This window comes from Streptomyces bambusae, assembly GCF_020532645.1.
Classification (GTDB): Bacteria; Actinomycetota; Actinomycetes; order Streptomycetales; family Streptomycetaceae; genus Streptomyces; species Streptomyces bambusae.
This window is the reverse complement of the sequence record NZ_JAJAUZ010000004.1, coordinates 64,183-80,996: the sequence shown is the minus strand read 5'-3', so window position 1 is coordinate 80,996 and position 16,814 is coordinate 64,183. Positions and strand designations below refer to the sequence as shown.

The 16,814-nt window shown below is 75.3% G+C and carries 19 protein-coding genes and 1 tRNA gene; 6 read left to right on the top strand and 14 right to left on the bottom strand.

Going from position 1 to position 16,814, the window contains the following annotated elements:
* Positions 1 to 66 precede the first annotated feature (66 nt).
* From LG634_RS04330 to LG634_RS04320, 3 genes are read right to left on the bottom strand one after another with little or no spacing between them, the layout of a single operon-like run.
* On the bottom strand, positions 67 to 894 hold the full coding sequence (locus LG634_RS04330) for a metal ABC transporter solute-binding protein, Zn/Mn family (RefSeq protein ID WP_226732240.1): 828 nt from the start codon (positions 892 to 894) through the stop codon (positions 67 to 69).
* Positions 852 to 1,730: a metal ABC transporter permease gene (locus LG634_RS04325; protein ID WP_226732239.1), complete on the bottom strand. Its 879-nt coding sequence runs from the start codon at positions 1,728 to 1,730 to the stop codon at positions 852 to 854. Before LG634_RS04325 ends, LG634_RS04330 begins: the two co-directional genes overlap by 43 nt.
* Positions 1,727 to 2,398 (bottom strand): ATP-binding cassette domain-containing protein, encoded by a 672-nt coding sequence (locus LG634_RS04320; protein ID WP_226732238.1) that lies wholly within the window; start codon positions 2,396 to 2,398, stop codon positions 1,727 to 1,729. The genes LG634_RS04325 and LG634_RS04320 overlap by 4 nt, the downstream gene beginning before the upstream one ends.
* 107 nt (positions 2,399 to 2,505) lie before the next feature.
* On the opposite strand from LG634_RS04320, the gene LG634_RS04315 reads away from it, so the two are divergent.
* The gene (locus LG634_RS04315; protein WP_226732237.1) at positions 2,506 to 3,048 is read left to right on the top strand and encodes a DUF4240 domain-containing protein; all 543 of its coding nucleotides are present in this window, start codon (positions 2,506 to 2,508) and stop codon (positions 3,046 to 3,048) included.
* An 80-nt stretch (positions 3,049 to 3,128) separates the two neighbouring features.
* On the opposite strand, the gene LG634_RS04310 is transcribed toward LG634_RS04315, so the two are convergent.
* The 5 genes from LG634_RS04310 to LG634_RS04290 form a co-directional block, all read right to left on the bottom strand.
* Complete coding sequence (locus tag LG634_RS04310; RefSeq protein WP_226732236.1) at positions 3,129 to 3,524, bottom strand: TOBE domain-containing protein; 396 nt, start codon at positions 3,522 to 3,524, stop codon at positions 3,129 to 3,131.
* A 135-nt stretch (positions 3,525 to 3,659) separates the two neighbouring features.
* Positions 3,660 to 4,226, bottom strand: coding sequence for a DJ-1/PfpI family protein (locus LG634_RS04305; protein WP_226732235.1), 567 nt, complete (start codon positions 4,224 to 4,226; stop codon positions 3,660 to 3,662).
* Between the two features lie 125 nt (positions 4,227 to 4,351).
* Complete coding sequence (locus tag LG634_RS04300) at positions 4,352 to 4,867, bottom strand: universal stress protein (RefSeq protein WP_226732234.1); 516 nt, start codon at positions 4,865 to 4,867, stop codon at positions 4,352 to 4,354.
* 215 nt (positions 4,868 to 5,082) lie between these two features.
* Complete coding sequence (locus LG634_RS04295; RefSeq protein WP_226732233.1) at positions 5,083 to 6,345, bottom strand: APC family permease; 1,263 nt, start codon at positions 6,343 to 6,345, stop codon at positions 5,083 to 5,085.
* A gap of 55 nt (positions 6,346 to 6,400) precedes the next feature.
* On the bottom strand, positions 6,401 to 7,336 hold the full coding sequence (locus LG634_RS04290; protein WP_226732232.1) for a LysR family transcriptional regulator: 936 nt from the start codon (positions 7,334 to 7,336) through the stop codon (positions 6,401 to 6,403).
* A gap of 123 nt (positions 7,337 to 7,459) precedes the next feature.
* Between LG634_RS04290 and LG634_RS04285 the strand changes: the two genes are divergently transcribed.
* The 3 genes from LG634_RS04285 (at position 7,460) to LG634_RS04275 (ending at position 10,639) form a co-directional block, all read left to right on the top strand.
* On the top strand, positions 7,460 to 8,710 hold the full coding sequence (locus LG634_RS04285) for an MFS transporter (RefSeq protein ID WP_226732231.1): 1,251 nt from the start codon (positions 7,460 to 7,462) through the stop codon (positions 8,708 to 8,710).
* A 79-nt stretch (positions 8,711 to 8,789) separates the two neighbouring features.
* Entirely contained in the window at positions 8,790 to 9,764 is a 975-nt protein-coding gene (locus tag LG634_RS04280) for a GlxA family transcriptional regulator (RefSeq protein ID WP_226732230.1), read from the top strand.
* A gap of 110 nt (positions 9,765 to 9,874) precedes the next feature.
* Positions 9,875 to 10,639: an MBL fold metallo-hydrolase gene (locus LG634_RS04275; RefSeq protein WP_226732229.1), complete on the top strand. Its 765-nt coding sequence runs from the start codon at positions 9,875 to 9,877 to the stop codon at positions 10,637 to 10,639.
* Positions 10,640 to 10,668: 29 nt separating this feature from the next.
* On the opposite strand, the gene LG634_RS04270 is transcribed toward LG634_RS04275, so the two are convergent.
* Positions 10,669 to 10,745 (bottom strand) — tRNA-Pro (locus tag LG634_RS04270).
* A gap of 133 nt (positions 10,746 to 10,878) precedes the next feature.
* Here LG634_RS04270 and LG634_RS04265 point away from each other — a divergent pair.
* Both LG634_RS04265 and LG634_RS04260 read left to right on the top strand, forming a co-directional pair.
* On the top strand, positions 10,879 to 11,580 hold the full coding sequence (locus LG634_RS04265; protein WP_226732228.1) for a thiamine pyrophosphate-binding protein: 702 nt from the start codon (positions 10,879 to 10,881) through the stop codon (positions 11,578 to 11,580).
* A 96-nt stretch (positions 11,581 to 11,676) separates the two neighbouring features.
* A complete protein-coding gene (locus LG634_RS04260) occupies positions 11,677 to 12,582 on the top strand; it encodes a transketolase family protein (RefSeq protein WP_226732227.1) in 906 nt (301 codons plus the stop codon).
* 165 nt (positions 12,583 to 12,747) lie between these two features.
* On the opposite strand, the gene LG634_RS04255 is transcribed toward LG634_RS04260, so the two are convergent.
* The 5 genes from LG634_RS04255 to LG634_RS04235 are packed head-to-tail and all read right to left on the bottom strand — an operon-like array spanning position 12,748 to position 16,554.
* A complete protein-coding gene (locus LG634_RS04255) occupies positions 12,748 to 13,302 on the bottom strand; it encodes a GAF domain-containing protein (RefSeq protein WP_226732226.1) in 555 nt (184 codons plus the stop codon).
* Positions 13,299 to 13,898: a GTP-binding protein gene (locus LG634_RS04250; protein ID WP_226732225.1), complete on the bottom strand. Its 600-nt coding sequence runs from the start codon at positions 13,896 to 13,898 to the stop codon at positions 13,299 to 13,301. Before LG634_RS04250 ends, LG634_RS04255 begins: the two co-directional genes overlap by 4 nt.
* Complete coding sequence (locus tag LG634_RS04245; protein ID WP_226732357.1) at positions 13,876 to 14,244, bottom strand: DUF742 domain-containing protein; 369 nt, start codon at positions 14,242 to 14,244, stop codon at positions 13,876 to 13,878. Before LG634_RS04245 ends, LG634_RS04250 begins: the two co-directional genes overlap by 23 nt.
* Positions 14,245 to 14,267: 23 nt before the next feature.
* The gene (locus LG634_RS04240) at positions 14,268 to 14,699 is read right to left on the bottom strand and encodes a roadblock/LC7 domain-containing protein (protein WP_226732224.1); all 432 of its coding nucleotides are present in this window, start codon (positions 14,697 to 14,699) and stop codon (positions 14,268 to 14,270) included.
* Positions 14,700 to 14,736: 37 nt separating this feature from the next.
* Positions 14,737 to 16,554, bottom strand: a complete 1,818-nt coding sequence (locus LG634_RS04235) for a sensor histidine kinase (RefSeq protein ID WP_226732223.1) — start codon at positions 16,552 to 16,554, stop codon at positions 14,737 to 14,739.
* Positions 16,555 to 16,814: the final 260 nt, after the last annotated feature.

The window sequence follows — 16,814 nt, the reverse complement described above, 5'->3', positions numbered from 1 at the left end:
CGGACACCGGAAGGGGCCGGCCGCCGACCGTACGTGGTCGGCGGCCGGCCCCTTCCGGCTCGCTGCTCAGGATCCGGCCAGCGCCTTGCCGATCTCGTCGGCGGCCTTGCGGTAGACGCCCAGCAGGTCGAGGTCCTCGCCCGGATAGTTGACGATCTCCAGCTGCTCCGCTCCGGCGCCCGGCAGCACCCTCCCCGTCGTCATGTGCGCGTTGTCCAGCACGAACTGCGGCTTCTTGGCCGTCAGTTCGGCCAGACGTCCGGGGGTGACGGCCTCGGGTCCGTACGTGCCGACCAGTCCGGCGCCGGCCATCTTCGCCGACCAGGCGGTGAACACCTGGGCCACCACCTGCGGTTGACGTCCGCCCGGCCAGGCGGACCGGAGCTGCCCGGCGAGCTTCGCGTACTCCGCACGGAACGTCTTCTGCCAGGCTCCCGCCCGCGCCTGCGTGCCGAACTTCGCGCCAAGCCGCGCCACTTCGGCGGCCGTCTTGTCCGCGTCGTTGTCGAGTCCCACCTCGACCAGCTGGGCCTTGGAGCCCGCCGCCTCCTTGATCTTCCCGGCGTACGGCTCGAACGGCGCGTACAGCACGAAGTCGGCCTTGGCGACGGCCGCCAGGTCGGACGGCTTGGGGTCGTAGTCGGGGGCGTGCTGCACCGACTGCGGCACGATCACGGTGACGTTCTCGGCGCCGGCGGCCTTCGCCAGGGCGCCTTCCCAGGTGGTGGTGGCCACGACGACGGGCGATCCGGCGGGCGGGTTGCCGCCCGCCTTGCCCCGGTCCGCCGGCCGGCCGTCGGCCGTACCGCCGTCCGCGCCGCCGCAGCCCGCCACCAGGGCCAGGCTCGCGGTCAGTGCGAGGAGGGAAGGGATGCGGCCGCGGGTGCGCGCCATGAGGTGGTTCTCCGTTCGGGTACGAGATGGACGGCGAGGACGACCGCCCCCGCCGTGAGGACGAGGACGGGGCCGGGCGGCCAGTCCAGGGACAGGGCGATGAGGAAGCCCGTGACGTTGACGGTGATGCCGATGCCGACCGCCCACAGGGTGATCGACGTCAGCGAGGTGCCGAGCCTGCGGGCCGCCAGCGCGGGCAGCAGGGTCAGGGCGTCGACGAGCAGGGCGCCGGTGAGCTTGATGGCACCGGCGACGGCCACGGCCACCAGCACGAGCAGCAGGAGGGTCAGGCGTTCCACGGCCACCCCGGAGGACAGGGCGAGCTCCCGGTCGTACAGGAGCAGGGCCAGGTCCCGGCGGCGCCACCAGAACAGCGCGGGCACCAGCACGGCGAGGACGGCGACGACGACCAGATCGGCCGTTCCCACGGCCAGGATGGACCCCCACAGCAGGGCGAACGCGCCGGCGGCGTTGACCCCGGAGACGGCCAGCAGCAGCAGGGCCGCCGCGATCGCCAGGCTCATGAGCAGGCCCATGGCGCCGGAGAGCCCGTCCGGGGTGCGGGCCAGTGGCGCCACTCCGGCGCCTCCGAGGGCGCAGGCGACGAGGGCGCACAGCATGGGGTCGAGGCCGGTCAGCAGCCCGACGGCGATGCCGAGGAGTGCCACGTGCATCATGGCGAACCGCACCGGCATGATGTCGAGGCCCACGATCACGACGCCGACCACCGGCAGCCCGACGGCGGCCAGCAGCAGCGCGATCCCGGCCCGCTGCACGGGCACGAGCTGCAGCAGCTCGGCGAGGTCGGCGGCGAGCGCCGTCGGCGGGCCGCTCACACCCGCTCCCGGAGGCTGCCGGCGGCCATCTCCAGGACCCGGTCGCAGCGTTCGGCGAGGGTCCGGTCGTGGGTGACGACGACGAGGGTGGCCGGCAGGCCGAGCAGCACGTCGGCGGCCTCCTCCTGACCGGCGAAGTCCAGGGCGGCGGTGGGTTCGTCGGCGAGCAGCACGCCGGCCCCGGCGGCCACGCACCCCACCGCGCGGGCCAGGTACATGCGCTGCAACTGGCCGCCGGAGAGGGTGTGCAGGGCCCGGTCGGCGAGGTCTCCGACGCCCAGCGCGGCGGCGGCCTCGCGGGCCTGCGCGGGGGCACCGGAACTGTCGAGCAGTTCGCCGCCGCCGAGCGGGAACCGGCCGGTGGCCGGCTTCTGCGGGATCCAGGCGCAGGCGCGCCGCCGCCAGGCCCATTCGGCGGGGGTGCGGGCGCTGCGGCCGCCGACCCGGATCTCGCCGCCGGCCCCGCGGTGCAGGCCGAGGACGGCCCGCAGCAGGGTGGTCTTGCCCGAGCCGTTGGTGCCGGTGAGCGCCACCCGGCTGCCCGGTTCGACGTCCAGGTCCACGGCGCGTACGGCGTCCACCCGGCCGTGCCGGCAGGCGACGCCGCGCATCCGTATGCCGAGCGGGCCGGGCCCGTCCGGCCGGTCCGCCCCCTGATTGCGTTCCATTGCGTCCGCCCCGCCTCCGTGCCCGCGTCCTTGCTTGTCCACAGGGTCGGGCGGAACGGGCCTCCGGTTCCCGGACGTTGTCAGAGGGGTGTGCCACGCTCGCACGCATGGACAAGGAACAGTTCTGGAAGCTGATCGACGAGGCGCGTGCGCAGGAGCCCGCGGGGGCGGACGGCGACGCGGTGGCGCGGCGCGCCTCGGCGCTGCTGGCCGTGCTGCCGGTCGCGGAGATCACGGCGACCCAGCAGGTGCTGTGGGACCTGCTGGGCGAGTCGTACCGCGGTCCGCTGTGGGCTGCGGCCCATCTGGTGAACGGCGGCTGCTCGGACGACGGCTTCGACTACTTCCGGGGCTGGCTGATCCTGCAGGGCCGGGAGGCGTTCGAGCGGGCGGTGGCCGATCCGGACACCCTCGCGACGCTGCCGCAGATACGGGCGGCCGCGCCCACCGGGTGCGAACTGGAGTGCGAGCGCGCCCTGGCGCTGGCCTGGGACGCGCACCGGGCCCGGACCGGCGCCGACCTGCCCGCCGGCGCCTTCACGATCAGCTATCCGGCCCTGGACCCGGCCTGGGCCTTCGACTTCGACGACACCGCCGAGCTGTCCCGGCGGCTGCCCGCACTGGCGCGGCTGTACGGCATGTCAGGCTGAGGGGTGTACGGCATGTCCGGCCGAGGGCTGCGCGGCACACCGGGGCCGAGGTCCGGTGCCGTGCCCCGGCCGGGTCCGGGTCAGACGAGGTCGACGTGCACGTTCGTCGACTTCACCCGGGCGGTGGCCTGCATGCCGACCTCCAGGCCGAGTTCCTCCACGGCCTCCCGGGTGAGGAGCGAGACCAGCCGGTGCGGTCCGGCCTGGATCTCGACCTGCGCGGCGACGTCGCCGAGCTTCACCGCGGTGACGATGCCGGGGAAGGCGTTGCGGACCGAGGTGCGGTCCGGGGCGTCCTCGTCCGCGCCGCCCTGACCCAGCTCGACCGCGAACGCGGCCAGGTCACGGCCGTCGATCAGCCGCCGCCCGGAGTCCTCGCGGTAGGTGTTCACCCGCCCGGCGTCCGCCCAGCGGCGCGCGGTGTCGGGGCTCACGCCGAGCAGCCGGGCCGCCTGTCCAATGGTGTATTGCTGCATGCGCGCCACCCTAGGCGGTGGCCGGCCGCCCCCGTGCGGCGCCCCGCGGCGGGTTCCGCACGGCCGGCACCCGGCTACGGCACGGCCGGCGCACGGGTCCCGTGCGCCGGCGGCGGCCGCGGAGCCGCGCGGGGCTCAGCTCAGCGGGGCCTTGGAGCGGAGCACGGTCAGGAACTCCCGCATCCAGGCGGAGTGGTCGGGCCAGGCGCGGGCGGAGACCAGGGTGCCGTCGACGACCGCCTCGGCGTCCTCGAAGTCGGCGCCCGCAGCCTTCATGTCCGGCGCCAGGGCCGGGTAGGCGGTGACCCGGCGGCCGCCGAGCGCACCGACGGCGGCCGTGATCAGCGGACCGTGGCAGATCTGCGCGACCGGCTTGTCCGCGGCGCCGAAGGCGGTGAGGATGCGCTGCACCTCGGGGTCGTTGCGCAGGTACTCGGGCGCCCGCCCGCCGGGGATCACCAGCGCCGCGTACTCCGCCGGGTCCACCTCGGCGAAGGCGAGGTCGGCGGGCCAGGTGTAGCCGGGCTTCTCGGTGTAGGTGTCGAAGCCGTCCTCGAAGTCGTGCACGACGAAGCGCAGTTTCTTGCGCGAGGGCGCGGCGATGTGGACCTCGTACCCTTCCTCGCGCAGGCGCTGGTAGGGGTAGAGGACCTCCAGCGACTCCGCCGCGTCGCCGGTCACGATGAGGATCTTCGCTGCCATGGGCTGCTCCCGGTAGGGCTGTTCACGACCTCGGGGCCTGTGCGGCCGGGGACCACCCTGCCGGTGTCGGGCGCGTCCGCCAAGGGTGCGTCGGGTGCCGTGCTCCCGTGCGCCCCCCGCCGCGCTCACCGCACGAGGTCGCGCACGTCCAGCGGGATCCGCCAGGCGTTGCGGCGGCGGACGGCGTCCAGGTCGGCCCGGAGCGGGCTGGGCGGCACGGCCAGCACCGGGCACGGGGCGTGGCTCAGGCAGTAGCGGGCCACGGAGGGCCGCAGGGCGCGCTGGAGCAGTCCGCGCCGTCCGGTGCCGACGACGATGAGGTCGGCGGCGTCGCGGACCGAGTCGACGAGCGCGGCGCCGGGGGTGGCGCGCACGATCAGCCCGGTCGAGGCCACGCCCGGACCAGTGGTCCCGAAGGCGGAGTCGAGGGCTTCCAGGAGCCGTTCGGCGGCCGTCGCCCGGCAGCCGTCGGCGACGGGCAGACCAGGGGCGTGCCGGCTGCCGAGGCCGCCGCCGGGCGGCTGCCAGGCCAGCACCACCCACAACTCGGCCTGCCGGACCCGTGCTTCCGCCGCCGCCCGGTGCAGGGCCCCCGCGCACCCCGGCGACCCGTCCGTCCCCACCACGACCCGAGGCTGCATGGCCCACCCCCTCCTGTCCGTCACCCGACCCGTTCATGGAACAGCGCCGATCGAACAGCAGCACGCTCTATTGACGCTCTTCTGACGCCGGAGTGACGTCCTCATACGCGCCCCTGACCCGGCCGGGGACGAACCGTACCGGGGGCAGGGGCCCGGGGACACGGCCCGAGGTCACGGCCTGGGGGGTCACGGCCTGGGGGGTCACGGCCTGGGGCTCAGCGCCGTACGCGTCGCAGCCCGTACGCGGCGGCACCGGCCGCCAGCACGGCCGATCCGGCAACCACCGAGGCGGCAGGGAGCGCGAAGGCCAGCGCGACGCATCCGGCCAGCCCCACCACCGGGACGATCCGGGCGGGCCGCCCCTCTTCGGGACGCAGGGTCCAGGCGGCCGCGTTCGCGACGGCGTAGTAGGCGAGGACGCCGAAGGAGGAGAAGCCGATGGCCCCGCGCACGTCGACGGTGGCCGCGAGCACGGCGACGACGGCCCCGACGGCCAGGGCGGCCCGGTGCGGCACGTGGAACCGCGGGTGCACGGCGGCCAGAGCGTGCGGCAGGTGCCGGTCCCGGGCCATCGCCAGGGTGGTCCGGGAAACCCCCAGGACCAGCGCGAGCAGCGAGCCGAGGGCCGCAACGGCCGCGCCGGTCCGCACCACGGGTGCCAGCCAGTCCGCGCCGGCCGCCCGGGCCGCGTCGGTCAGCGGCGCCCGGCTCTGCGCCAGCTCCTGCGGGCCGAGCACCGCGAGCACCGCCACGGCGACCAGGGCGTACACGACGAGCGTGATGCCGAGCGCGACCGGCACGGCCCGCGGGATGGTCCGGGCGGGGTCGCGCACCTCCTCGCCGAGCGTGGCGATCCGCGCGTACCCGGCGAAAGCGAAGAACAGCAGGCCGGCGGCCTGGAGTACGCCGCCCACGGTGGCGTCGGGGCCGGGCGCCAGCCGGGCGGCCGCGGCGCCCCCGGAGGCCGGCACGGCGACGACGACCGCGGCCAGCACCGCCAGCACGAACGCCACGATCACCCGGGTGATCAGCGCCGACTTCTGGACGCCTGCGTAGTCGAGGGCGGTCACGGCGACCACCGCGGCCACGGCGACCGCGTGCGCCTGGCCGGGCCACGCGTACGCGCCGACGGTGAGGGCCATCGCCGCGCACGAGGCGGTCTTGCCGACGACGAAGGCCCAGCCGGCGAGGTGCCCCCAGAACTCCCCCAGCCGCTCGCGCCCGTACACGTACGTCCCGCCGGACTGCGGGTGGCGGGCGGCGAGCCGGGCGGTGGAGGTGGCGTTGCAGTAGGCGACGACGGCGGCCAGCGCCAGCCCGATGAGCAGCCCGGACCCCGCCGCGCGGGCCGCGGGCGCGAGGGCGGCGAACACGCCGGCGCCGATCATCGACCCGAGGCCGATCACGACTGCGTCCCCGACGCCCAGCGTCCGCCGCAGCCCGCCCGGCGCGCTCCCCGCAGCCACCGGCTCTCCCATGACGTTCCTCTCCCCTGCACCGCGCACCGCCCGGACCCCGGGCACGGACACCCTCTCACGCACCGGTAAACGGCCTCCGGCCTGCCTGGGGCGTCGCGCCCGTGGTGGCCCGGGCGACCGCCTCGGCGAAGGCGTCCGCCCGGGCCGACGGGTTCAGCCGGTGCCGGACCAGGCCCAGCTCGGAGTCGGGCAGCCCCTGTACGGGGACGAAGGCCAGGGAGCCGCGGCGCGCGTGGTACTCGGCCGTGGCGCGGCACAGCAGCAGCGCGCCGCGGCCGGCCGCCGCCTGGCTCAGCCCTTCCTGGAGGGTGTTGACCCGGGGGCCGGCCGGCACCGGCAGGCCGCCCGGGGTCCGGTCCGGCGCCTGGGCGCGCCGCCAGTAGTCGGGGGCGCTGCCGCCGATGCCGATGAGCGGGCAGCCGGCGAGGTCCTCGGCGGTCAGCGCCTCCCGGGCGGCGAACGGGTGCCGCACCGACACGGCGAGGGTCTGCGGCTGCCGGGAGAAGACCGGCCCGAGAGCCAGGTCGTCCTCGGCGACCGGCAGCAGGACCACCGCGCAGTCCACCTCCTGCCGGCGCAGCGGCCCGAACGGGTCGGAGAGCGGTATCTCCACGAGTTCGATGCCGCACTCGGGGTGGCCGTCGCCGAACCGGGCCACTGCCAGGCCGAGTTGGCCGTCGACGGCACCCTGGAAGCCGATGCGGAGCACCCCGCCGGTGCCGCGGGCTGCGGCCCGGGCCTCGTCGACGCTGGCGCGCAGGGCGTCGTACGCGGGACGCAGACCGGCGAGGAGGCTCTCACCGAGCGGGGTCAGGGCCACCCGGCGGCTGGTGCGGGCCACGAGCGGTGCCCCGATGCGGTGCTCCAGCGACCGCAGCAGCTGGCTCACCCGGCTCTGCGACACGTAGAGCCGCTCTCCGGCCCGGCCGAAGTGCAGTTCCTCGGCCAGGGCGAGGAACGCCTCCAGTTCGCGTATCTCCACACCGCTCATGCCGTCCCCTCCACGTGGCCCCTTCCGGGTGCGCTCCGGCCGCAGCCGATCGAGTAGCCCACCTCATCGAAGGATGAGCGATCGGCCGTTGTTCCCGCAGGTCGGGGCGCGTTGGCTGGGGACATGGCACAGATCGAGAAGACGACGGACCCCACTGGACCGCCCGGACCGCCCGGACCCGCCGGACCGCCCGCGGCGCGCGGCTGGCCGGGTGTGGCGGCGGTGACGGGCGCGACGTTCACCGTGGTGACGTCGGAGATGCTGCCGGTGGGCCTGCTGACGCCCATCGGCGACGCGTTGGCGGTGTCGGAGGGCACCGCCGGACTGACCCTGACCGTCACCGGGCTGGTGGGTGCGGTGTCGGCGCCGCTGCTGACACCGCTGTTCGGGCGCTCCGACCGGCGGGCGGTGCTGTGTGCGCTGATGGCGGTCCTGGCGGCGGGCAATCTGCTCGCGGCCTGGGCGCCGTCCTTCGCCGTGCTGGTGGCGGCCCGGGTGCTCGTCGGCATCGGCATGGGCGGGGTGTGGGCGATCGCGGCGGGGCTGGCGGTGCGGCTCGTACCGCCGAAGTCGGCCGGGCCGGCGACCTCCCTGGTCTTCGGCGGGGTCGCGGTGGCGTCGGTGCTCGGCGTACCCGCGGGCACGTACCTCGGCGAACTCGCCCACTGGCGGGCGGCGTTCGCCGCGGCGGGCGGCCTGGCCCTGGCGGTGCTGATCGCACTGGCCGCCCTCCTGCCGCCCCTGCCCGCCGTACAGGACCTACGACTCGGCGGCGTCCTGCGGCTGTTCGGGAAGCCGCGCGTGCGCACGGGCCTGGCCGTGACGGCCCTGCTGGTCACCGGGCACTTCGCCGCCTACACGTACGTACGCCCGGTCCTGGAGGAGGTCTCCGGGGCGAGCGCCGGAACCATCGGCACGCTGCTGCTGGTGTTCGGACTCGCCGGCGTGGCGGGCAACTTCGCCGCGGGCGCGGGCGCCGCGCGCGCACCGCGCGGCACCCTCCTCGTGATCAGCGGCGTCCTGGCGGGAACGGTCGCCCTGCTCCCGCTGCTCGGCGGCTCCGCCGTGACCGTGGGAACCCTGCTCGCGGTGTGGGGACTCGCGTACGGCGGCGTATCGGTCGCCACCCAGACCCTGCTGCTGTCCTCAGCCCCCGAGGCGCAGGAGGGCGTATCGGCCCTGTTCGTGGGCGTCTTCAACGCAGCCATCGCCCTGGGCGCCCTCCTCGGCGGCCTGACGTCCGACGCCCTCGGCACCACCACCGCCCTCTCCCTGTCCGGCCTCCTGTCCCTGGCCGCCCTGACCGTCCTGACGGCAGCGGGGCTCGGCTCCGGACACCCGCGCAGGCACCGGGGAGTCCACGACGGCAGCTGACCCGCAGGCCGGCCCCATGTCCGGATCCGACAGAACATGGTCATTGCGGCCCTCCCTGTGAGGGCCGCATGATCGGGGCATGCCGCAGCCGCACAGGGTCGTCGTCGCCTTCCCCGGCGTCGAGTTGCTCAACGTCACGGGACCGGCCGAGGTGTTCTCGGTCGCCACCCGGGTCGCGGGCGCGGGCCGGCCCGGGTACGCCGTCCGCATCGCCTCGCCCGGGGGCGAGCCGGTGGCCACCGCCGCCGGGGTCCGGCTGATGGCCGACCTGGCGCTGGAGGAGGTGCGCGGTGACGTGGACACCCTGATCGTGTCGGGTGCGGTCCGCGTGGGCGACCAGGGGGTGGAGCCGGTGCTGGACGGCCGGATCGTCGGCTGGCTGCGGGAGGCGGCCCCGGGTGTCCCACGGCTGGCGTCCGTCTGCTCGGGCGCGCACCTGCTGGCCGCGGCGGGCCTGCTGGACGGGCTGTCGGCCACGACCCACTGGCGGACCGCCGCCCGGCTGGCCGCCGACCACCCGCTGGTCACCGTCGAGCCGGACCCGATCTACCTGCGCGAGGGCCGGCTGTGGACCTGTGCCGGGATCGCCTCGGGAATGGACATGGCGCTGGCCATGGTCACCGAGGACCACGGGCCCGAACTCGCTCTGGCCACCGCCCGCACGATGGTGATGGACGTCAAACGCGCGGGCGGTCAGAGCCAGTTCAGCGTGCCGCTCACGGCGCCCGCCGAACCCGGCGACCGGATCGACGAGTTGCGCGTGTGGATCGGAGATCACCTCACCGAGGACCTGTCCGCCGATGCCCTGGCCGCGCGGCTGCACGTGAGCGTGCGCCACTTCTCCCGGCTGTTCCACCGGCGCACCGGCACCACCCCGGCCGCGTACGTCGAGTCCGTCCGTCTGGAGGCCGCCCGGCGGCTGCTCCAGGACAGCGGCCACGGCCTGCCCGAGATCGCCGCCCGCAGCGGCCTCGGTTCCGTGGAGAGCCTGCACCGCTCCTTCCGCCGCCGTCTCGGCACCACTCCCGCCGCCTACCGGCGCCGCTTCCGCTGAGCCCGGCCCGCCCCGCCCCGCCCACGCCGTCCCCCACACCCCCACCACCCCGTCCCCGACCGCCCGCGGACCACCGTGCGGCGGAAGACGTCATGCCCGAGGAGAGCACCGTGTCCCGAACCAAGGTCGTCCCGATCCCCGTCATGGGCCGGCACCACATCAACGCGTACCTGCTGCTGGGCCGCCGGCCCGTCATCGTCGACGCGGGAACGCCCGGCAGCGGCCGCCGGATCCGCGACCAGGTCGCCGCCCACGGGGTGGACCCCGCCGACGTGTCGCTGATCGTCGTCACGCACGGCCACATCGACCACTTCGGCTCCGCCGCCGAACTGCACCGCCTGACCGGGGCACCCGTGGCGGGCCACGTCGCGGACCTCGGCCCGTTCCGCACCGGCCGGGCCCGCGAACCGTACCGGCCCACCGGTCCGATGGGCCGGCTCATGGCCAGGAACAAGAACCTCCACATGCGGGTCGAACCGTTCGAGCCCGACGTCCTCGTGACCGGCGAGACCGACCTGTCGGACTTCGGGGTCGCGGCCCGCATCATGCCCACCCCCGGTCACACCGCCGGATCGGTCTCCGTCCTGACCGACGGGGGCGACCTCGTCGCCGGCGACCTGATCGCCAACTCCTTCTTCGGCCTCGTCCGCGGCCGTCCGGCCAACCCGCCCTTCCACGACGACCCGCTGCAGAACCTCGCCAGCCTCCGCAGAATGCTCGCCCTGAACCCCGCCCGGCTCCACGTCGGCCACGGCACCCCGCTCGACCCCGACCGCGTCCGCCGCTGGGCCGCCCGCGAAGACCGACGCCTGTCGGCCCGGCCCCGCCTGAACGGATCGCCCGGGACACACGAAAGGCCGCCCTCTCACGGATGAGAGAACGGCCTCCGACCTGCGTTTCCGCATGGTCGGGACGACAGGATTTGAACCTGCGACCCCTTGACCCCCAGTCAAGTGCGCTACCAAGCTGCGCCACGTCCCGATGCCCGTTGACCTGGGGATTTCCCCTGGTTGAACGCGCAGGAGAACAATACCGCACTTCGCCGGGTGCTTGCGCGCACCTTTTCCCGAGCCGCGCTTGACCTCAAGTCGGCTTGAGGTTGCAAGGTAAGGGCATGACGCAGACGACAGCGCAGACGACGTACGGTTACCAGGACCTCGGGCCGCTCATGGGGCTGATGACCGGGGACGAGAAGCACGGGCCCGCCGCCACCTCCACGCTGGACGCCCTCTGGGTGCTCTACGACCGGGTGCTGCGGGTGGACCCCCGGCACCCGGACGATCCGGGCCGGGACCGGTTCCTGCTCTCCAAGGGACACGGCCCCATGGCGTACTACGCGGTGCTCGCCGCGAAGGGCTTCTTCCCGGTGGACTGGCTGGAGGGCTTCGGCGGGTACGGCTCCCCGCTCGGCCACCACCCCGACCGGCTGCTCGTCCCGGGCGCCGAGATCGGCAGCGGTTCCCTCGGGCACGGTCTGCCCCTCGCCGTCGGCAGCGCCCTGGGGCTGCGGGCGCAGGGCCTGACCGACCCCGCCGTGTGGGTGCTGATCGGCGACGCCGAGCTGGACGAGGGCAGCAACCACGAGGCCCTCGCCTACGCCGGGGCCGCAGGACTGGACCGGCTGCACACCCTCGTGATCGACAACGACTCCACCACGCACGGCTGGCGCGGCGGCATCGCCTCCCGCTTCGAGGCGGCCGGCTGGTCCGCGGCAACCGTGGACGGCCGGGACCACGAGGCACTGCACGCGGCCTTCACCGCCGCCCACCCCGGCCGCCCGCACGCGGTCGTGGCCCGCGTCGAGCAGAAGAACTGACCGCGCGGCCCGCGCGCACCGCCACAGCAGCAGTACCGGAAACCAGAACAGCAGCAGAGCAGACGAGCAGCAGGACCCAGGGGAGGACGAAAGACCATGGACACGATGCGGGAACGTTTCATCTCGGTGACCTCGCAGGTGCTGGACGAGGACCCGCGGCTGGCGCTGGTCCTGGCCGAGATCAGCAAGGACGGGTTCCGGCCCGCGCAGGACCGCCACCCCGAGCGGGTGATCAACGTCGGCATCCGCGAGCAGCTGCTCATCGGCACCGGCGGCGGCCTGGCCCTCACCGGCCTGCGGCCGGTCATGCACACCTTCGCCAGCTTCCTGGTGGAGCGGCCGTTCGAGCAGATCAAGCTGGACTTCGGGCACCAGGGCACCGGCGGCGTCCTGGTCAGCGCGGGCGCCTCGTACGACTGGCCGGCGGGCGGGTTCACCCACATGTCGCCCGGCGACGTGGCACTGCTCGACACCCTCGACGACTGGACCGTGCACGTGCCGGGCCACCCCGACGAGGCCGAGGCCCTCCTGCGGCACGCCTACGCGGCCGGCGACGACAAGGTCTACGTCCGCCTGTCCCTCCAGTCGAACCGCACCGCGCAGCCGGTGGACGGGGCCCGCTTCCTGACCGTGCGGGAGGGCCGGGCCGGCGTGGTCGTGGCCGTCGGACCGATGCTGGACGACGTCCTCGCCGCCACCGAGGGGCTCGACGTGACCGTGCTCTACGCGAGCACCGTGCGGCCCTTCGACGACGACGCCCTGCGCGCCGCGGCAGCCCGCGGCACAGACGCCGACGTGGTCCTGGTCGAGCCCTACCTCGCCGGCACCTCGACCCGCGCGGCCTCGGACGCCCTCGTCGACGTGCCGCACCGGGTCCTCGGCCTGGGCGTCTCCCGCGCGGAGCTGCGCCGCTACGGCAGCATGGACGAGCACACGGCCGACCACGGCCTGGACCCGGCCGCCCTCCGGGACCGGATCACGGCCTTCCTCCCGAAGGCGTGACCCGCGGCACGCACCACCGCGTGCCATCCGGCACCGGGCGGGACAGGCGGGCCGGGCGGGACCGGCGACACGGGCACGAACGGCGCGACGGGCACGACCGGGGCGGGACCCCCGCCGGTGAGCCCGCCGGTGAGCCCGCCGGTTCGGCCTCGCCGGAGCCGGTGCTCACCCCTCCGCCGTCCGCCCGTCCTCCCGGCCGTGGATCACCGCCACCAGCTCGGCCGCCAGCCCCTTGATCGTGTCGAGCCCGTCCCGCCCCCACCGGCGGGGCTCCAGGTCCACCGCGCACACCGTCCCCAGCACGAACCCCTGCCGGTCGGTGAGCGGGGCGCCCAGGTAGGACCGGACTCCGCTCTCGTCCACCACGGCGTTCGGCGCGAACCGCGGGAAGTCCCGTACGTCCTCCAGCACCAGCGCGCGCCGACGGACCACCACGTGCGGGCAGTAGCCGTGGTCACGGGCCAGCCGGCGCCCGGTGTACGCACCCGCCGGGGCGTCCGGCCGGTGGTAGAGCCCGGCGAAGAACTGCCGCTCCTCGTCGATGAAGTTGACGGCCGCGTACGGGGTGCCGGCGGTGTCGGCGACCTTGCGGGCGAACGCGTCGAACTCGGTGTCGGCCCGCTCCCCCAGGCCCAGGGTGCGCAGCCGTTCGGCCCGCGCGGGCGCCTCCCGGTCCACGGGCGTCAGCAGCAGGTGCCCGGTCGATTCGTAGTACGTCATGGCAGTACCCCCTGTTCGGAAACCGTTGCCGCGAGCAGGTGCTCGACGAGGGCGGCCAGCACCCCGGTCCCCGACCCCCGCTCGCGGGCGTCACAGCGGACGACCGGCACCCGGTCCGGCAGCCCGACCGCGTCCCGTACCTCCTCGGCCGTGTAGCGGTGGCCGCCGTCGAACTCGTTGACGGCCACCACGAAGGCGATCCCGCGGCTTTCGAAGAAGTCCACGGCGGGAAAGCAGCCGGCCAGCCACCGGGTGTCCGCGAGGACCACCGCCCCCAGCGCCCCCGTGCACAGCTCCTCCCACAGGAACCAGAAGCGCTCCTGCCCGGGCATCCCGAACAGGTAGAGGACGTGCCGGGCTCCGAGGGTGATCCGGCCGAAGTCCAGGGCCACGGTCGTGGCGGCCTTGGCGCCGCCCGGATCCGGCCCGTCCGCGGCCGCGCCGAGCCCGCTCACCAGCTCCTCCGTACTCAGCGGCTCGATCTCGCTCACCGCACCGACGAAGGTGGTCTTGCCGACCCCGAACCCGCCCGCCACCAGCACCTTCAGCGTGGCGGGCGACGGGGCGGCGGCCTCAGAGCCGTCGGCGCAGACCATCGAGCACCGCCCTCAGCAGGGACTGGTCGTCGGCCGCCGGGCACCCCGCGGCGCCGGGGAAGCGCGGCGCGGTCGCCCGTACCGCCCCGCAGTCCAGCAGGTCTCCCAGCAGCACCTTGGTCACGACCGCGGGCAGCCGCAGCTGGGCGGCGATCTCCGCCACCGACACGGTCCCGGCGCACAGCTTCAGCGCCATCGTGTGCTCGGGCCCCAGCGGGGTCCGCGGCCGTACGCCGGTGGCCGTCATCAGCGACAGCAGGTCGAGCACGGCACTCGGCCGGGTCCGGCCGCCGCTCGCCGTGTACGGCCGCGCCACCCGCCCCGCCGAATCGTCGACCCACGGCATGTCGTGCACGGCGAGGTACGCCCTCACAACTCCGGCGAACCCGGCGGCACGGGCAGCCGCGGCGGCGCCGCCAGGTACGGCCGCACGCTCTTCACGAGCATCGCCATCTCGTAGCCGAGCACTCCCGCGTCCGCCTCCCGGTCGGCGAGCACCGCCAGGCAGGTGCCCGAACCGGCCGCGGACACGAACACCAGCGCGGTGTCCAGCTCGACGACCACCTGCCGGACCTCGGCTCCGTCCGCGAACCGCGCCCCGGCACTCCGGCCGAGCGAGTACAGCCCGGAGGCCAGCGCGGCCATGTGGTCGGCGCGGTCGGCGTCGAGGCCGTGGACGCAGGTGACGAGCCCGTCGGCGGTGAGCAGCACCGCACTGCGGGTGTAGGGGACTCGCTGAACCAGCCCGCTCAGCAGCCAGTCCAGATCGGAGAGTTGACTGGTCGGCACTTCGGTGGCCATGGGGGTCGCGCTCCTTGCCGGTTTCACGTTCGTCGGATCACTTCTGGTGCCCGGACTCGGCCTGCGCCTGTCCGAAGCCACGCTGGAATGCGGCCATCAGCCCCGGATCGTGCACGGGCTGCTCCCCGCCGGTCCGCCGCACCGGTGCGGGCGCCCTGAGCTGCGGGGCGACGTGCGTCTGTACGCGGCGGCGGGGCAGTTCGGGGCGCGGCTCCGTCCCGCGGGGCCGCGGCCCGGCCGCATCCCGCTCGCCGAGTCCGCCGAGGCGGAGGCGGGGGTCGGGTGCCGGCGGGGTGGCGGGGGCGGGTCCGACGGCGACGGCAACGCGGGGGTCGGGGCGGGGCGGCGCTCCGCCGGCTCCCCCGGGGCTCCGCCCCGGACCCCGGTCCTCATTCGCCGGTCGGGCTTGCTCTGCCCCCGCCGGGCCGGTCTGCGGAGCCACGGGCCCGGCGGTGCGGGGTGTGGGGGCGGAGGCGGGGGCGGGGTCCGGATGTCCGACCGACCTGGCGACGGGAGCCGGGCGGTCGGCGGGGTGGGGAGCGGGCGGAGCGGGAGCGGGCGGAACGGGAGCGGGCGAAGCGGGCGTCCAGCCGGTGACGTGGGCGGGTTCCAGGAGTACGCCGGCGCCGGCGCGGGTTTCGCCTGCGGAGGCGGGGCCCGCTGCGGCCGGGGTGCCCAGCAGGTCCTGGGGGAGGACGAGGACCGCGAGGACGCCGCCGTAGATGTTGGACTTCAGCTCCACGGCGATCCCGTGCCGCCGGGCCAGTGCCGAGACCACGAACAGGCCGATCCGGCCGTCCTGGAGCAGCCTGCGCACGCTGACCTGGTCCGGGTCTGCGAGCAGCGCGTTCATCCGCTGCTGCTCGTCGGCCGGCATGCCCAGGCCGCGGTCCTCGACCTCGACGGCGATCCCGGCCGTGACCCGTTCCGCGCGCAGCACCACGTCCGTGTCGGGGGCGGAGAACACCGTGGCGTTCTCGACGAGTTCGGCCAGCAGGTGGACCACGTCCGCCACCGCGTGACCCCGTACGGACCCTCCCGTCGGCGGCACCACCTTCACCCGCGTGTACTGCTCGACCTCCGCCACCGACGACCGCAGCACCTCGCTGATGTCGATCGGCCGCGTCCACTGCCGCCGCGAGGCGGCCCCGCCGAGCACGGCCAGGTTCTCCGCGTGCCGGCGGATCCGGGTGGCGAGGTGGTCCACGTGGAACAGCTCCCGGAGCAGGTCGGGATCCTCCACCACGTCTTCGAGCCCGTCCAGCAACTGGATCTCCCGGTGCACGAGCGACTGCAGCCGGCGCGCGAGGTTCACGAACACCTCGACCTTCAGCTCGCTGTCACTGGGCCCGCCCGGCGCCACGCTGCGCGCAAGCACCGCGTACGACTGGTCCCGGGCCATCCGCAGCTCCTGCGAGAGCAGCTCGAATTCGTCGCCTCCGGGACCCGGCGCCGCCGCCCGGCGCGGCTGCGGCGCCTCGCCCCGCTCCAGCCGCTCGGCGGCGACCCTCAGCTCCTGCCGCCCCCGCGCGCTCGACCGCCGCAACGCCTCGCACCGCTCCTGCACGCTGCGCGCCCCGCGCTGCGCCCCGAGCACGGCGGCCCCCAGCGCGGCCGCGAACAGCAGCCCGCACCCGGCCAGCACGGGCCACAACCGCGGATCCGCGGCCCGCGCGGCCCCCAGCTGCAACGCGAAGGTCACGGCCGCCGCGCCGCTCAGCCCGGCGGCCACCGTCGGCAGCACGGCCGCCCGCACCAGCTGACTGCGCAGCCGGTACCGCGCATGCGGGCGGGCGCGCCGGCCACCGCCGTCTCTGCGGTCGGGTTGCGCGGCGGGTGTACGGGGTCCGGACATCGACGTCCTCGGTACGGGGGGGGTCGCGGGCCACGTGGCCGACGTTGATCACCAGCCCCCACGCTAGCCCGCCCCCTGCGCCCCGAACCCCGCCTTCCCCGCTCTTCCCGCGACGGAAGGACCCCTCGCACGGCAGGCCGAATCCGGGGGGCGGAGGGCGGGTGCCGCCCCGCAGCAACGGGGGACGGGGGGAGAAGGGACACCGCTCAAGCGCAAACCCCGCACCCGACCCCGCTGCCCCTCCCTTCACCGCCCCCCGG

Excerpts from the sequence above, each read along its gene's own strand:
- LG634_RS04295 (WP_226732233.1), bottom strand. The coding sequence starts at position 6,345 with ATGGGAGAGCCGGTGGCTGCGGGGAGCGCGCCGGGCGGGCTGCGGCGG.
- LG634_RS04250 (WP_226732225.1), bottom strand. The coding sequence starts at position 13,898 with ATGGTCTGCGCCGACGGCTCTGAGGCCGCCGCCCCGTCGCCCGCCACG.
- LG634_RS04280 (WP_226732230.1), top strand. The coding sequence starts at position 8,790 with ATGCCGCAGCCGCACAGGGTCGTCGTCGCCTTCCCCGGCGTCGAGTTG.
- LG634_RS04290 (WP_226732232.1), bottom strand. The coding sequence starts at position 7,336 with ATGAGCGGTGTGGAGATACGCGAACTGGAGGCGTTCCTCGCCCTGGCC.
- LG634_RS04285 (WP_226732231.1), top strand. The coding sequence starts at position 7,460 with ATGGCACAGATCGAGAAGACGACGGACCCCACTGGACCGCCCGGACCG.
- LG634_RS04240 (WP_226732224.1), bottom strand. The coding sequence starts at position 14,699 with ATGGCCACCGAAGTGCCGACCAGTCAACTCTCCGATCTGGACTGGCTG.
- LG634_RS04305 (WP_226732235.1), bottom strand. The coding sequence starts at position 4,226 with ATGGCAGCGAAGATCCTCATCGTGACCGGCGACGCGGCGGAGTCGCTG.
- LG634_RS04260 (WP_226732227.1), top strand. The coding sequence starts at position 11,677 with ATGGACACGATGCGGGAACGTTTCATCTCGGTGACCTCGCAGGTGCTG.
- LG634_RS04300 (WP_226732234.1), bottom strand. The coding sequence starts at position 4,867 with ATGCAGCCTCGGGTCGTGGTGGGGACGGACGGGTCGCCGGGGTGCGCG.
- LG634_RS04320 (WP_226732238.1), bottom strand. The coding sequence starts at position 2,398 with ATGGAACGCAATCAGGGGGCGGACCGGCCGGACGGGCCCGGCCCGCTC.
- LG634_RS04255 (WP_226732226.1), bottom strand. The coding sequence starts at position 13,302 with ATGACGTACTACGAATCGACCGGGCACCTGCTGCTGACGCCCGTGGAC.
- LG634_RS04245 (WP_226732357.1), bottom strand. The coding sequence starts at position 14,244 with ATGCCGTGGGTCGACGATTCGGCGGGGCGGGTGGCGCGGCCGTACACG.
- LG634_RS04330 (WP_226732240.1), bottom strand. The coding sequence starts at position 894 with ATGGCGCGCACCCGCGGCCGCATCCCTTCCCTCCTCGCACTGACCGCG.
- LG634_RS04310 (WP_226732236.1), bottom strand. The coding sequence starts at position 3,524 with ATGCAGCAATACACCATTGGACAGGCGGCCCGGCTGCTCGGCGTGAGC.
- LG634_RS04265 (WP_226732228.1), top strand. The coding sequence starts at position 10,879 with ATGACGCAGACGACAGCGCAGACGACGTACGGTTACCAGGACCTCGGG.
- LG634_RS04315 (WP_226732237.1), top strand. The coding sequence starts at position 2,506 with ATGGACAAGGAACAGTTCTGGAAGCTGATCGACGAGGCGCGTGCGCAG.
- LG634_RS04235 (WP_226732223.1), bottom strand. The coding sequence starts at position 16,554 with ATGTCCGGACCCCGTACACCCGCCGCGCAACCCGACCGCAGAGACGGC.